At 72.0% G+C, this 13,399-nt stretch carries 11 protein-coding genes and 1 pseudogene; 4 read left to right on the top strand and 8 right to left on the bottom strand.

Translation table 11 applies throughout. From position 1 onward, the window contains the following. Nucleotides 1–105 precede the first annotated feature (105 nt). The 3 genes from gcvP (at nucleotide 106) to A6035_RS07420 (ending at nucleotide 4,747) form a co-directional block, all read left to right on the top strand. Nucleotides 106–2,982 (top strand): aminomethyl-transferring glycine dehydrogenase, encoded by a 2,877-nt coding sequence (gene gcvP, locus A6035_RS07410; RefSeq protein ID WP_108847251.1) that lies wholly within the window; start codon nucleotides 106–108, stop codon nucleotides 2,980–2,982. 66 nt (nucleotides 2,983–3,048) lie between these two features. Beyond that, nucleotides 3,049–3,873, top strand: a complete 825-nt coding sequence (locus A6035_RS07415) for an 8-oxoguanine DNA glycosylase OGG fold protein (RefSeq protein ID WP_108847252.1) — start codon at nucleotides 3,049–3,051, stop codon at nucleotides 3,871–3,873. Nucleotides 3,874–3,898: 25 nt separating this feature from the next. Beyond that, nucleotides 3,899–4,747: an alpha/beta fold hydrolase gene (locus A6035_RS07420; protein ID WP_108847253.1), complete on the top strand. Its 849-nt coding sequence runs from the start codon at nucleotides 3,899–3,901 to the stop codon at nucleotides 4,745–4,747. 16 nt (nucleotides 4,748–4,763) lie between these two features. Here the strand turns inward: A6035_RS07420 and A6035_RS07425 are convergent, their stop codons facing one another. Further along, nucleotides 4,764–6,308: a fatty acyl-CoA synthetase gene (locus A6035_RS07425; RefSeq protein WP_108847254.1), complete on the bottom strand. Its 1,545-nt coding sequence runs from the start codon at nucleotides 6,306–6,308 to the stop codon at nucleotides 4,764–4,766. Nucleotides 6,309–6,349: 41 nt separating this feature from the next. Then, on the bottom strand, nucleotides 6,350–6,598 hold the full coding sequence (locus A6035_RS07430) for a hypothetical protein (protein ID WP_200836397.1): 249 nt from the start codon (nucleotides 6,596–6,598) through the stop codon (nucleotides 6,350–6,352). Nucleotides 6,599–6,711: 113 nt separating this feature from the next. On the opposite strand from A6035_RS07430, the pseudogene A6035_RS07435 reads away from it, so the two are divergent. Next, nucleotides 6,712–7,106 (top strand): annotated as a pseudogene (locus A6035_RS07435) (YchJ family protein). Here A6035_RS07435 and A6035_RS07440 read toward each other — a convergent pair. From A6035_RS07440 to A6035_RS07465, 6 genes are all read right to left on the bottom strand, one after another. Further along, nucleotides 7,103–7,636, bottom strand: a complete 534-nt coding sequence (locus A6035_RS07440) for a hypothetical protein (RefSeq protein ID WP_108847255.1) — start codon at nucleotides 7,634–7,636, stop codon at nucleotides 7,103–7,105. The pseudogene A6035_RS07435 and the gene A6035_RS07440 overlap by 4 nt on opposite strands. Nucleotides 7,637–7,688: 52 nt before the next feature. Beyond that, complete coding sequence (locus A6035_RS07445; RefSeq protein WP_108847256.1) at nucleotides 7,689–8,690, bottom strand: TY-Chap domain-containing protein; 1,002 nt, start codon at nucleotides 8,688–8,690, stop codon at nucleotides 7,689–7,691. Between the two features lie 88 nt (nucleotides 8,691–8,778). After that, the gene (locus tag A6035_RS07450; protein ID WP_108847257.1) at nucleotides 8,779–9,594 is read right to left on the bottom strand and encodes an NUDIX hydrolase; all 816 of its coding nucleotides are present in this window, start codon (nucleotides 9,592–9,594) and stop codon (nucleotides 8,779–8,781) included. A gap of 80 nt (nucleotides 9,595–9,674) precedes the next feature. After that, nucleotides 9,675–10,301 carry a TetR/AcrR family transcriptional regulator gene (locus A6035_RS07455; protein ID WP_108847258.1) on the bottom strand — a complete coding sequence of 209 codons (627 nt, stop codon included), beginning with the start codon at nucleotides 10,299–10,301 and terminating at the stop codon, nucleotides 9,675–9,677. Next, nucleotides 10,298–10,756, bottom strand: a complete 459-nt coding sequence (locus A6035_RS07460) for a DUF3817 domain-containing protein (protein WP_108847259.1) — start codon at nucleotides 10,754–10,756, stop codon at nucleotides 10,298–10,300. The genes A6035_RS07455 and A6035_RS07460 overlap by 4 nt, the downstream gene beginning before the upstream one ends. An 87-nt stretch (nucleotides 10,757–10,843) precedes the next feature. Beyond that, the gene (locus tag A6035_RS07465) at nucleotides 10,844–13,390 is read right to left on the bottom strand and encodes a DEAD/DEAH box helicase (protein ID WP_108847260.1); all 2,547 of its coding nucleotides are present in this window, start codon (nucleotides 13,388–13,390) and stop codon (nucleotides 10,844–10,846) included. Nucleotides 13,391–13,399 lie beyond the last annotated feature (9 nt).

Consider the following 13,399-nt stretch of genomic DNA (forward strand, 5'->3'; position numbering starts at 1 on the left):
CGAATCTCTCAGGCGCCGGCACCCGTCCGGCAGGGGACAGAGCGGAGAGGGAGCACCGGCCCGCAGGCCGCCTGTCCGGGCGGCCCCGCCACCTGAGGAGCACCTGTGACGACGACCCCCCACACCGCCCGGACCGGAGGCGAGTTCGTCGCCCGCCATCTGGGCCCCGATGCCGACGGACTCGCGCGGATCCTTGACACCATCGGCGTCGGCTCCCTGGACGAGCTCGCCGAGCGTGCCGTCCCCTCGGTCATCCTCGACGAGGTCGGCTCCGACGGACGGGCCGCCGGCATCGACGCGCTCCCGGAGCCGCTGTCGGAGGCCGATACCCTCGCGGCGCTGCGGGCGCTGGCCGACCGCAACAGCGTCGCGGTGTCCATGATCGGGCAGGGGTACTACGACACCCTCACGCCGCCGGTGCTGATCCGCAACATCATCGCGAGCCCGGCCTGGTACACCGGCTATACCCCGTACCAGCCGGAGATCAGCCAGGGGCGTCTCGAGGCGCTGCTGAACTTCCAGACGATGGTCTCGGACCTGACCGGCATGGACATGGCCAACGCCTCCATGCTCGACGAGGGGACCGCCGCGGCCGAGGCCATGACGATGCTGCGACGGGCCAACCGCTCGTCCAAGAGCCCCCGCTTCGCCGTCGACGCCGACATCTTCCCCCAGACAGCGGCGATTCTCGCCACCCGCGCCGAGCCCCTCGGCATCGAGCTGGTCACCGCGAATCTCGTCGACGACGGACTCCCGGAGGGCGAGTTCTTCGGCGCCCTGGTGCAGACCCCCGGCGCCTCCGGCCGCGTCGCCGACGTGGCGCCGCTCATCGAGCAGTGCCACGAGCGCGGCGTCATGGTCGCCGCGGGCGTCGACCTGCTGGCCGCGACGCTCCACACGCCGGCGGGGGAGAAGGGCGCGGCTGCGTGCTTCGGCACCACCCAGCGGTTCGGCGTCCCGATGGGCTTCGGCGGACCCCACGCCGGATTCCTGGCGTGTCGCTCCGCGCACGCGCGGAACCTTCCCGGCCGGCTGGTCGGCGTCTCCACGGACGAGGACGGACGTGTCGCCTACCGGCTGGCCCTGCAGACGAGGGAGCAGCACATCCGTCGCGAGAAGGCCACGTCCAACATCTGCACCGCGCAGGTCCTGCTCGCCGTCCTCGCCGCGATGTACGCCTCCTACCACGGCGCGGAGGGGCTCACGGCCATCGCCCGGCGCGTCCACGCCCACGCGGCCGCGCTGGCCGACGGTCTCCGTGCCGCCGGGGTGGAGGTGCTGCACGACGCGTTCTTCGACACCGTCCGGGCGCGCGTGCCGGGCCGCGCCGACGAGGTGCTGACCGCCGCCGCCGCGCGCGGCGTGAACCTGTGGAAGGTCGACGACGACACGGTGTCCGTGTCGTGTGACGAGGCCACCACCGCCGAGCACGTGGGGATCGTCCTGGAGGCGTTCGGTGCCAGCGGAGCCCCCGCCGAGATCACGGTCGACCCGGCCCACGGCGACCGCACGAGCGAGTTCCTGCAGCACGAGGCGTTCGTCCGCTACCGCACCGAGACGGCCATGCTGCGGTACCTCAGGGCGTTGTCCGACAAGGACATGGCGCTGGACCGGACCATGATCCCGCTCGGCTCCTGCACCATGAAGCTCAACGCCACCACCGAGATGGAACCGATCACGTGGCCGGAGTTCAACCGGCTCCACCCGTTCGCCCCGGCCGACCAGACCGCCGGGATCCGCGAGCTGATCGGGGACGTCGAGCAGTGGCTGGTCGACATCACCGGCTACGCCGCCGTCAGCCTCCAGCCCAACGCCGGCAGCCAGGGCGAGTACGCGGGCCTGCTGGCCATCCGCGAGTACCACCGCTCCCGCGGGGCCGACGACCGGACGGTCTGCCTCATCCCGTCCTCGGCGCACGGGACGAACGCCGCGTCGGCCGTGATGGCGGGCATGAAGGTGGTCGTGGTTGCCTGCCGCGAGAACGGCGACGTGGACATCGACGATCTGCGGGCCAGGGTCGACAAGCACGGCTCCGAGCTCGCGGCCATCATGATCACCTACCCGTCGACCCACGGCGTGTACGAGCACGACATCGAGGACATCTGCGCGATCGTCCACGACGCGGGCGGCCAGGTCTACATCGACGGCGCGAACCTCAACGCGCTCGTGGGTGTCGCGCGCCCGGGCCGGTTCGGTGGCGACGTGAGCCACCTGAACCTGCACAAGACGTTCTGCATCCCGCACGGCGGCGGTGGACCCGGCGTCGGGCCGGTCGCGGTGGCCGAGCACCTGCGCGAATTCCTGCCCGGGCACCCCCACGAGGGCGGGCTCGGCTCGGGCGGCGCGGTCTCCGCGGCGGCGTTCGGCTCCGCGTCGATCCTGCCGATCACCTGGGCCTACATCCGGATGATGGGCGCCGACGGCCTGCGCAGCGCCACGCTGACCGCAATCGCGAGCGCCAACTACCTGGCCCGACGCATCGGCGAGCACTTCCCGGTCCTGTACTCCGGCGAGGGGGGCTGGGTCGCGCACGAGTGCATCCTCGACCTGCGCCCGCTCATCGACTCGGTCGGCATCTCGATCGACGACGTGGCCAAGAGGCTGGCCGACTACGGGTTCCACGCGCCCACCATGAGCTTCCCGGTGCCCAACACCCTGATGGTGGAGCCCACGGAGAGCGAGGACCTGGCCGAGCTCGACGCGTTCTGCGAGGCGATGGCGGCCATCCGCGCGGAGATCGACCGCGTCGCCGCCGGCGAGTGGACCGTGGAGGACAACCCGCTGCGCGGGGCCCCCCACACGGCCGAGAGCGTCTCCGCCGACGAGTGGGACCACGCGTACCCGCGAAGTGTCGCCGGCTACCCCCTCGGACCGGCCTGGCGGCCGAAGGTCTGGCCCGCAGTCCGCCGGATCGACGGCGCGTACGGAGACAGGAACCTGGTCTGCTCGTGCCCGCCCCTCGAGGCGTTCGCGCAGGACTGAGCCACCACCGGGGCGGGGCCGCGTTCGGGGTCCGGGAGTGTCGTACCCGTATGGCACCGTGCGGGCATGACCACGACCGGACCCCGCCTCGCGCCCGAACTACCCGCGGACTGTCTCGACTGGTGCCGCGCCCAGCCGCCCGCTCTGCTCGTGGCGGACGAGTACGTGGAGATCGACCTCGACCGTTGGAACCTCCGGCTCGCGGAGAAGGGAATCGACCTCCGTCTCGTCGCGGGCGGGCCCGACGGCGGGATCGTGCAGTCCGGGTCGGGGTACCTGCGCAGGAGTGATCTGTGGGCGGCGGGCCGCCGAGCCCGCGGCAGCCTGGAGGAATCCGTGGTCGCGCTCTACATGTGCGCGGCATGGCTGTCCGCCCACCCGCTGCGGTCTGGCGTGCGGCGGGGGCTACCCGACTTCCGCGTCCCCGCCCGGGACCGTGCCGGGTGGCGTTCGGTGTCACCCCACGGTTATCCCCTGGTGCTGCACGAGGTCGTGGAGTGGCTCGACGCGCCGGTGGAGGCCATGAACCTGCTGCGCCACGGCGCGCCCGCGGGCGCCGGCCGCGGTGTCCCGGACCTGGGGTACCCGTTGGCCTCGCTCTACCTGTCCTCGTTGGGCATGGCGTGGTCCGCGCAGAGCATCGTGCCGGTCGACCCCGCGGGGATCGGGACCCTCGTGCACGCCGGGTGGACCGAGATCGAGTCCTCCGCCAGGCTGACGCCCCGGCGCTACCAGCGCTACCTTGACGTGGTCGCCACGTGGGCGCGTGAGGCCGCGGTCGATCCGCTGGTGGTGGAGATGTGGCTGGTCCACGACTGGAACGAACGGCGCGCCCGGGTGTCGTCCCGCGGATCGTCCACCCGGACGCCCCCGGGAAGTCGCCCGCGGTGAGCCCCGGACCGGTTAGGGTCCGCGCATGGAACCACGCACAGGCTCAGTGGACGTCCCGGTCGGCGCGCTCGACGTGCTCGTCTGGGAGGGGGATGGCGGGGCACCGGCCGTGGAGCCGACGCGCACGGTGCTGGCGCTGCACGGTTTCCCCGAATCGGCGTGGGAGTGGGTGGGCGTCGCGGAGAGTCTCGCCCGGCAGGGTGTCCGGGTGCTCGCCCCGATGCAACGCGGGTACTCACCCGGTGCCCGGCCGGACGGCGTCGAGGCGTACGCCATCGAGCACCTGGCCGACGACGCGCTCGCGGTGATGGACCGATTCGGACTGGAGCGCGCACACGTACTCGGGCACGACTGGGGCGCGTGCGTCGCGTGGTGGCTCGCCGCCCACCACCCGAGCCGGGTCGCGAGCCTCACGGCCATCTCCGTACCGCATCTCGGGGCGTTCGGCGACGCGATCGCGTCCGATCCCGACCAGCAGGCGCGGTCAGCCTACTTCGGCCTATTCCGGCAGGAGGGCAAGGCCGAGGAAGTGCTGCTCGAGGACGGGGCCCGCCGCCTGCGCGCCATGTTCGACGGGCAGGTCCCAGACGACCTCGTGGGTCGGCATCTCGAGGTGCTCGGGGACCGGCCCGCGCTGACGGGCGCGCTCAACTGGTACCGCGCGATGAGACGGTACGAGCTGCCCGACGTCTCCGTCCCCACCACCTATCTGTGGGGCGGTCAGGATCCGGCGATCGCGCGGAGCGGGGCCGAGGCGACGGCGGCCCGGATGACGGGGGAGTACCGGTTCGTCCCGCTCACCGACCGGGGCCACTGGCTGCCCGAGGAGGACCCCGAGCTGGTCGCGCGCGAGGTCCTGGAACGGCTCGGCTGACCGCCGCCCGCCCGGCTCACTCCTGCCGGAGTTCGCGCTTGAGCAACTTGCCGGACTGGTTGCGGGGCAACTCGTCGACGAACACGACGCGCTTGGGCACCTTGAACGGCGCCAGGTACTCGCGCGTGCCCGCGATGATCTCGTCCTCGGAGGCCTCCGCGCCGTCCTTGAGGACCACGACGGCGGTCACCGCTTCGATCCACTTCGGATCGCGCGTGCCGATGACCGCGACCTCCGCGACCCGCTCGTCCTGGTACACGGCGTCCTCCACCTCGCGGGAGGCCACCAGGACACCGCCGGTGTTGATGACGTCCTTGATGCGGTCGACGACCTCGATGTACCCCTCCGCGTCTCGCACGACGAGGTCCCCGGAGTGGAACCACCCGTCACGGAACGCCTCGCGGGTGGCGTCGGGCTTGTTCCAGTAGCCCGTGCACAGCTGCGGGGAGCGGTAGACTACCTCGCCCCGCTCGCCGTCGGCGACTTCGAGTCCCGATTCGTCGACCACCCGGGCCTCGACGAAGAAGACCGGTCGACCCGCGCTGGCCGGTCTGTCGTCGTGCTCCTCGGGGCGCAGGACACAGGCGAGCGGGCCGATCTCGGACTGGCCGAAACAGTTGTAGAACCCCAGCTCCGGGTACCTGGCCCGGAGGCGCTGCAGAACGGTCACGGGCATGATCGAGGCGCCGTACTGGGCCTTGCGGAGGCTCGACAGATCGCGACGCTCGAGGTCCGGGTGGGAAGCGAGGGGGACCCAGACGGTGGGTGCGAGGAACAGGGAGCCGATCCCGTCCTCTTCGATGCGGCGCAGGATCTCGGGGGCGTCCGGGGCGGCCATCAGGTGCACGGTCGCGCCCAGCGACAGGTACGGCATCGCGAACACGTGCATCGCCGCGGAGTGGTAGAGCGGCATGGTCACCAGCGGCTCGTCATCGGCGGCCAGATCGAGCGACAGGATGCAGCTGAGGTATTCGTGGACCAGTGCGGAGTGGGTCATCATCGCGCCCTTGGGTCGCGAGGTGGTGCCCGAGGTGTAGAGCAGTTGGGCGAGGTCGCCGCCGGAGGCGGGCGAGTCGACGGGCGTGACGTCTCCGGTCTCGAGTGCCGTGCCCAGCACGGTGCCGTCGGGTGCCTCGCCGGCGGAGGGTTGCAGCGCGAGGGACGTCAGGGCGGACAGGTCGTCCAGGATCGCCTCGAGAGTGGGCGCCTGGGCGGGATCGACCAGGACGAGCGAGGCCCCCGAGTCGGTGAGCAGATACTCGAGCTCGCCCCCCGTGAGGGCGTAGTTCACGGGGACGTGGATGTAGCCCGCCCGCGAGGTCGCGAGGAAGGCGATGAGGTAGGCGTCCGAGTTGACGCCGTATGCCGCGATGCGGGCGCCGTCCTCGAGACCGTGTCCGGCGAGCAGGGCGGCGACGCGGTCGACGGCGGCGTCGAGAGCCGCGTATGTCCAGCGACGGTCCGCGAAGGTCAGGGCGATGCGGTCGGGGAACCGGGACGCCGATCGGCGCAGGCTGGCGTCAACGGTGCCGGAGGCGGCGGTCGAGGGGGAGTCTGTCATGGCCCGACCCTATAGCGGCGTGCGCCGGCCGGGTCGGAAAGTCAGTCGTCCGAGCGGATCAGCTCCAGGACGGCCGGCGGGATGGCGCCGTCGGCCTCGCGCGGCGTCCACTGCTCGCTGGGGACCCACTGGGAGCCGCAGCCCCGGCACGCGAACAGGGGCTCGCCGCGGCGCTCGACGGGCGTGCGGTTCCAGTTGCACAGGTCGCGGCAGGACCGTACCCGCAGGGCGGCGAGGTCGGGGTCGGCGCGGCGCCGCGCGAGGGAGCGGAGGGAGGCTAGTCCAGACATGTCACCGCTCACGATAGTCCGGCGGGGGCGGCGGGGTCCGCGTCGCGGGGGTCGGCAGGGGTGGCCCCGCGCGTCGGTAGCCTGGGCGGATCATCGGGGAACGGAGCAGACGGATGAGTGCGTGCCCGTGTGGCAGTGGGGTCGATCTCGGGGCGTGTTGCGGCCCGCTCGTGGAGGACGGGGTGCCCGCGCGAACGGCGGAGGAGCTGATGCGCTCGCGCTACACGGCGTTCGCGCTCGAGCGGACGGACCACCTCTGGCGCACGTGGCATCCGCGGACGCGTCCGCGGTCGTGGAGGCGTCGGGGGTGGAGTGGACCGGACTCACCGTCCTGGAGGTGGTCGCCGGGGGTGAGGGTGACGACGACGGGATGGTCGAGTTCGAGGCCCGGCACGTCGAGCTCGGCGACCGGGGTGTGATGCGTGAGCGTTCCCTGTTCGAGCGCAGGGGAGGGCGGTGGACGTACGTCGCCGCGGACCCGGCGGGGGCGCGCCCGGCGGGTGACTAGGACGGCGTCGGATCGGCGGGCTGTCGCGTCACCGTGATCGATCCGATCGTGGACGGGCTCGTCAGCTCGATGCGGCCTACCCGGGCACCACGGGGGACGGTCCACGCCACCATGCCGTTGATCTCCCGCCCGGGGGTCGTCAACACCGACGGGACGAGCGGGTCGGGCACCGTGCCGGAGGGGTCGGTGATCCGCTCGAACGGCCTGCCCGACGGGTCATAGGCGGTGAGGTCCTCGGGGCCGATCTCGGGTTGGCCGGCGGACTGGACCGCGCGCACGTCCACCACGAGGACTGGGTCCGGGTACGAGTAGGACTGCACGAATCGCAGGTTCGACACGGTGACGGTGGCGTCCCAGTTCTCGGCCGACACCGGGAACGGCCGGTCGAACTGCTGGGAGGTGGGCAGCGGCCCGCTCGGTGCGGCGGCTGGGGCGGGCACCCCGCGTCGTTCGTCGTCTCCGAAGAGCGAACAGGCACTGGTCAGCATGGTCGCGGCGGTGACCACGGCGACGAGGGCGGCGCGACGCATCGGCACTCCTGTTGCGGGATCGGGTACCGGGCCCTTCCCGGCGGTGCCGATCCTACGTCTCACCGGCGCCGGGATCGTCGGAGGCGCGCAGGTCGCGGGAGTTGCCGCCGGCGACGCGTCGCGCGAGATCGGGGTAGACGTCGTCGAGTTCGGCGGTGATCTCGGCCAGGTGGATCTTGAAGTTGACGGGGACGAAGACCCTGTCGACGAACTCCGACTCGGCCGTGATGGTCGAGCCGTCGAACACGTAGCGGCACCACAGTGAGTCCCGGTTGAGGATCGCCACCTCGGTCTCGGCCGCCGCGGCGTCCTGCACCCCGGTCACCAGCGGACTGCGGAACACGATGAGGGGGAGGGAGCGGTGTGCGCGCACGAAGAGCAGGACACAGCCCGCGGGAACGGTGAACACGTCGTGCTCGTCGGGGTGCATGCGTCTGCGGTAGACCTCGGCGAGCGCCGCTCCCACCGCCCTGGTCGCCTGGTCGGGGTCGGTGATGGGTCGCGGGCGGAAGTCGTCCGCGTCGCCGCTCGCGTCCGGTTCCGTGGGACCGCCGGGGTGGGCCGCGGCCGCGTCCGCGGGATCCGGGCCGAACGCCGTACCCGGGGCGTCCGGTTCGTCGACTCCGGCCACGTCGTGGAGGAAGACCGGATGTCGGATGCCGAAGACCTGCTCGAGCGTGCCGGCGACGAGGTGGGCGAGTTCGGTGGCCCGATCCGTCGGCAGGGCGACCTGGGGGCCGGGGGCCGGCGCCGCCGTCGCTCCGGCGTCCCCGGCTCGCCAGCCGAGCGCGGCCAGTTGTGCGAGTTGCGCCGGTCGCAGCGGGGCGGGGGCGTCGTCCGATCCGCCCCCTGAGACCTCGGCCTCGAGTCGCCGCTGCCCCACCGCGGTGAAGCGGATGAACGGCGTGAGGGGCGAGGGCGCGCCGAGGACGGGCACCGCCAGGTCGAAGGTGGCGCCGGGGATCAGATCGCGCAGGAGATCTGCCAGGCGGGAGGCGAACCGGTCCCACCCGGCAGCGATCGACGCGTCCACGTCGAACTCGAATGCCGGCATGCTTGGCAGTCAACCATCGAGGCAGCGCGCCCGTCAGCGGTTCGGGTGGTGTCCGGCCCGCAGGGGGCCGCGGATCGTCGGTGCCCGGTCAGGCGTCCTCGCGCGCGTGCCCCGCCTGGTGGTCCGCCCAGTACTCGTCGGACCCGTCGAAGCCCACCCGGATGCCGCCGCGGTGCTCGATGATCTCAGGCTCGATCGGTGAGATCGTGCGTTCCGCCGTCAGGGCCGCGGCGACGTCCGGGAACTCCGACAGGTGGCGCAGCTGGGTCCAGGTGGGAGGGAGGAGCATGGAGTGACCCGCCCGGAAGTCGGCCAGCAGGTCGACCGGACGCGCCCACATGGTGAGGTCGACCTCGGTGGTCTGGTCGTCGGGTTCCTGCCCCACGGGCAACGCGGCGAGGAAGAACCGGGTGTCGTAGCGGCGGGGCTCGACCGACGGGGTGATCCAGTGGTCGAAGGGGCGCAGACGATCCGCGGCGAGGGACAGCTCCTCGCGGGCCAGGAAGGCACTGAACGACAACTCGTGGGCCTCGAGTCCGGTACGCGCCGCGTGGTAGCGCCCCGCGTCGGAGACGGGCGCGCCGTGCCGGTGGTCGGCGAGGAGGACGCCGCACTCCTCGAAGGTCTCGCGGGCGGCGGCGCAGACCAGTCGCCGCGCGCGGGATTCGTCGCAGCCGAGGCGCTCGGCCCACCACGCGGGGGCGGGGCCGGTCCAGGCGAGGTCGGGGTCGTCGTCGGCGGCGTCGACGCCACCCCCGGGGAACACGGTCATCCCGCCGGCGAAGGCCATGCCCTTCACGCGGCGCGCGACGAATACCTCCGGGCCGGAATCGGAGTCGCGGATCACCATCACGGTGGAGGCGTCCTTGACGGGGCGGGCGGTGGTCTGGTCAACCTCGGTCATGAGGTCAGTCTCGCGCGCGGGGCCGCCACGTGGCCCACCGGGGTGGGCGTGCGGACTGCCGCTGCCGGGTCGCGTCGTCGTCAGACCGTGTCCACGGCCCCGCGCGTCGCCGGGAGGACGCCGTACAGGACCCGCCGGACGTGCACCTCGAGTTCCCTGCGCCCCTCGCTGGCGGAAGAGCGCTCGACGCCGCACCGCACGATGGTCATGTAGAGGACGTCGAACACGGTCTGGGCGGCGCCGACCATGTCCGCGGGTTGCACGGTGCCGCCCGCGTACCCCGCGAGCACGGCGGCGATGAGCTCGCGCAGCTCGCCGAGGATGCGTTGCGCTTCGGCCCGGTGGGGGCCGGCCTCTCCGAACAACGTCTCCCGGTGGTAGGCGGCGATGTTCTCGGGCTGCCTGTCGAGCGCCACCAGCAGGGGCTCGCACAGGACGACCAGGTCCTCGACCGGGTCCCCGGTCTCGGGAACGGACTCGACCATCGCGCGGAATTCCTCGTTGGCGACCATGCACAGGAGTTCGCCCTTGGACTGGGCGTAGCGGAAGAGCGTCCCCGTCCCGACCTCGGCGCGGTCGGCCACCTGCTGGGTCGTGACGGTCGAGTAGCCGTGCCGGGAGAAGAGTTCGAGGGCGGCGGCGTGGATGCGCCGCTGTTTGTCGGCCTTGTTGAGTTCGCGGCGGCCCGGCTCGCGGGTCTGGCTCACGAGAACCACTCGGTGGGCGGGCCGGCGGTGACCAGCAGCGAGAACACGATCGCCACCACGATCAGGGTGACGAGCAGTGCCACGACGGGGGAGCGCAGCGCGAACGAGAGGACGCGGTCCGCCGGGCCGCCGGGCCTCTCGCCGCCCGGACCGAGCCGCCACGGGCCCTCGAGGAGGCCACGGCGCTCGACCGACCGCTCGAACGGGACCGTCGCGTACGGGATCACCGCCGAGACCAGACCGAGGATTCCGGTGCCGGCGGACCAGCGCTTGTCCGTCCACACCGCCAGGGTCGCCACGACGTAGCACAGGAACACGAAGCCGTGGATGCCGCCGCCCACCGAGGTGGCCCAGTCCTGCCCGAAGCCGTATTTGCCGATCATCCCCAGTATCAGGAGAGTCCAGGTGACCACCTCCGCCAGAGCGAGTCGCTTGTAGAGAACGCGGGGGGTCACAGCAGGCCTCCAGTCATCGGGTGGTGGGGGTTCGTCGGACATCGTACGGTCCCCGGCGCGGTGGGCGGCCCACCGGTCGGTGGCGACTCACCCGTGGAGTGCGAGCGAGGCGAAGCGGACCTCGCCGGCCTCGTCACTGGCGGCGAGATCCACCACACCCTCGATCGCCCAGCCGTGATCGCCCTCGGGGTCGTCGAGCACCTGGCGCACCCGCCACGTCCCCGGCACCACCGTGGAACCCGACTCGCTCACGGTGAACAGCGCCGGGCCCCGCGCGGCGGGTCCGGTCCCGATCTCGTCGTACTCATCCCAGTAGGCGTCGATCTCCGAGTCCCAGTCGGGGTGCTCGGGCACGTCGGCGTCCAGCTCGGCGAGCCGTTCGATGTCGTCGCGGGCGAGCAGCTCGACGCGGCGGAACATCGCGTTGCGCACCATCACCCGGAACGCCCGCGAGTTCGCCGTGACCGGGCGGGCGGCGCCCGCGGTCTCGCCGAAGGCCAGCTCGGCGACCCGCTCGGAGGACACGTCGGGATCGGTGAGCAGTTCCCATTCGTCGAGCAGGCTCGAGTCGACCTGCCGGACCAGTTCGCCCAGCCACTCCACGAGGTCGTCGAATTCCTCGGACCGGCGGTCGGCGGGGACCGTCTGGCGCAGCGCGCGGTAGGCGTCGGTGAGGTAGCGCAGGACGGCGCCCTCGGACCGGCCGAGTCCGTACGCCGAGACCAGGTCGGAGAAGGTCATCCCGCGCTCGACCATCTCGCGGATCACCGACTTGGGGGACGGCTCGATCCCGGCCACCCACGGGTGCCCGGCCCGGTACGCGTCGTAGGCGTCGGCGAGGAGGTCGTCCAGCGGCTTGGGCCAGGAGATGTCCTCGACCAGCTCCATGCGCTCGGAGTACTCGACACCCTCGGCCTTGAGCGCGGCGATCGCCTCGCCGCGTGCCTCACGCTGCTGGGCGTAGAGGATCGGACGCGGGTCGTCGAGCACGGCCTCGATGACGGAGACCAGGTCCAGCTCGGGCGTCGGGGAGTCGGGGTCGAGGACCTCCATCGCCGCGATAGCGAACGGCGCCAGCGGTTGGTTGAGCGCGAAGTCCCGTTGGAGGTCGACCGTCAGCCTCACGTGCCGCCCGTCGTCGTCCGGTTCGGCCAGGCGCTCGACGATCCCGGCGGCCTCCAGCCCTCGGAACAGCTCGATGGCGCGCAGGACGTGGTGGCGCACCCGCGCGCGGGTCTCGTGGGAGGACAGCAACAGGTGCCGCATGTGGCCGTAACAGCTGCCCGGCCGGGAGATGATGTTGAGCAGCATCGAGTTGCTCACCTCGAAGCGGCTGGTCAACTGCTCGGGCCGGGCGCCGACGAGTTTGTCGAACGTGGACCGCGACCAGTTGACGAAGCCCTCCGGGGGCTTCTTCTTGGCGGCCTTGGCCTTCTTCTTGGGGTTCGCGGCGGCCTTCGCGGCGGCCTTGGCGTTCTCGATCTCGTGCTCGGGGGCGAGCACCACGACGAATCCCTCGGTGTCGAAGCCGGCGCGTCCGGCCCGCCCGGCGATCTGGTGGAATTCGCGCGCCTTGAGCACGCGCTGTCGGCGGCCGTCGAATTTGGTCAGGCCGGTGAACAGGACGGTGCGGATGGGGACGTTGATGCCCACGCCGAGGGTGTCGGTCCCGCAGATGACGGTGAGCAGGCCGTCCTGCGCCAGCCGCTCGACCAACCGCCGGTACTTGGGCAGCATCCCGGCGTGGTGGACGCCGATACCGTGAAGCAGGAGTTTGCGCAGTGTCCGGCCGAAGCTGGTGGTGAACCGGAAACCACCGATCTCGTCCGAGATGGCGGCCTTGCGCTCCTTGTCGGCCACGGCGAGCGAGGTCAGCGCCTGGGCCTGCTCGAGTGCAGCAGCCTGGGTGAAGTGGACGATGTAGACGGGGGCCCTGCCGTCGCGAAGCAGCAGCTCGACCGACTCGTGAACGCCGGACAGGGCGTACTCGAACGAGAGCGGGACCGGGCGCTCGGTGCCGCCGATGTACACGCACTGCCGACCGGTGCGCCGGTGCAGGTCCTCCTGCAGCCAGTCCACGTCGCCGAGCGTGGCGGACATGAGCAGGAACTGGGTGTCGGGCAGTTCGATGAGCGGGACCTGCCACGCCCAGCCCCGGTCGGGCTCCGAGTAGTAGTGGAACTCGTCCATCACCACCTGGCCGATCTCGGCGCCCGCCCCCTCGCGCAGCGCGATGTTGGCGACGATCTCGGCGGTCGCGCAGACGATGGGTGCGTCGGCGTTGACGGCGGCGTCGCCGGTGAGCATGCCGACGTTCTCGGCACCGAACACCTCGCACAGCGCGAAGAACTTCTCGCTGACGAGCGCCTTGATGGGCGCGGTGTAGTAACTGCGCTGACCGCGCGCCATCGCGGCGAAGTGGGCGCCGAGGGCGACCAGGGATTTGCCGGACCCGGTGGGGGTGGCGAGCACGACGTGGCTGCCGGCGGCCATCTCGAGGACGGCCTCCTCCTGGGCCGGGTACAGCGTCAGGCCCCGGTCCGCGGCCCAGGCCACGAACGCGTCGAACACCGCCTCCTCGTGGAGGTCGGCGGGGACGTCGTCGAGATCGGTGAGGAGTTGGGGCAGCTGCACCCGGCCGAG

This window comes from Dietzia lutea (assembly GCF_003096075.1).
GTDB classification, from domain to species: Bacteria; Actinomycetota; Actinomycetes; order Mycobacteriales; family Mycobacteriaceae; genus Dietzia; species Dietzia lutea.

Bases quoted from the DNA above. Each gene is read 5' to 3' on its own strand.
- A6035_RS07430 (WP_200836397.1), bottom strand. From the start codon at position 6,598: ATGTCTGGACTAGCCTCCCTCCGCTCCCTCGCGCGGCGCCGCGCCGAC.
- A6035_RS07425 (WP_108847254.1), bottom strand. From the start codon at position 6,308: ATGACAGACTCCCCCTCGACCGCCGCCTCCGGCACCGTTGACGCCAGC.
- A6035_RS07450 (WP_108847257.1), bottom strand. From the start codon at position 9,594: ATGACCGAGGTTGACCAGACCACCGCCCGCCCCGTCAAGGACGCCTCC.
- A6035_RS07440 (WP_108847255.1), bottom strand. From the start codon at position 7,636: ATGCGTCGCGCCGCCCTCGTCGCCGTGGTCACCGCCGCGACCATGCTG.
- A6035_RS07445 (WP_108847256.1), bottom strand. From the start codon at position 8,690: ATGCCGGCATTCGAGTTCGACGTGGACGCGTCGATCGCTGCCGGGTGG.
- A6035_RS07415 (WP_108847252.1), top strand. From the start codon at position 3,049: ATGACCACGACCGGACCCCGCCTCGCGCCCGAACTACCCGCGGACTGT.
- A6035_RS07420 (WP_108847253.1), top strand. From the start codon at position 3,899: ATGGAACCACGCACAGGCTCAGTGGACGTCCCGGTCGGCGCGCTCGAC.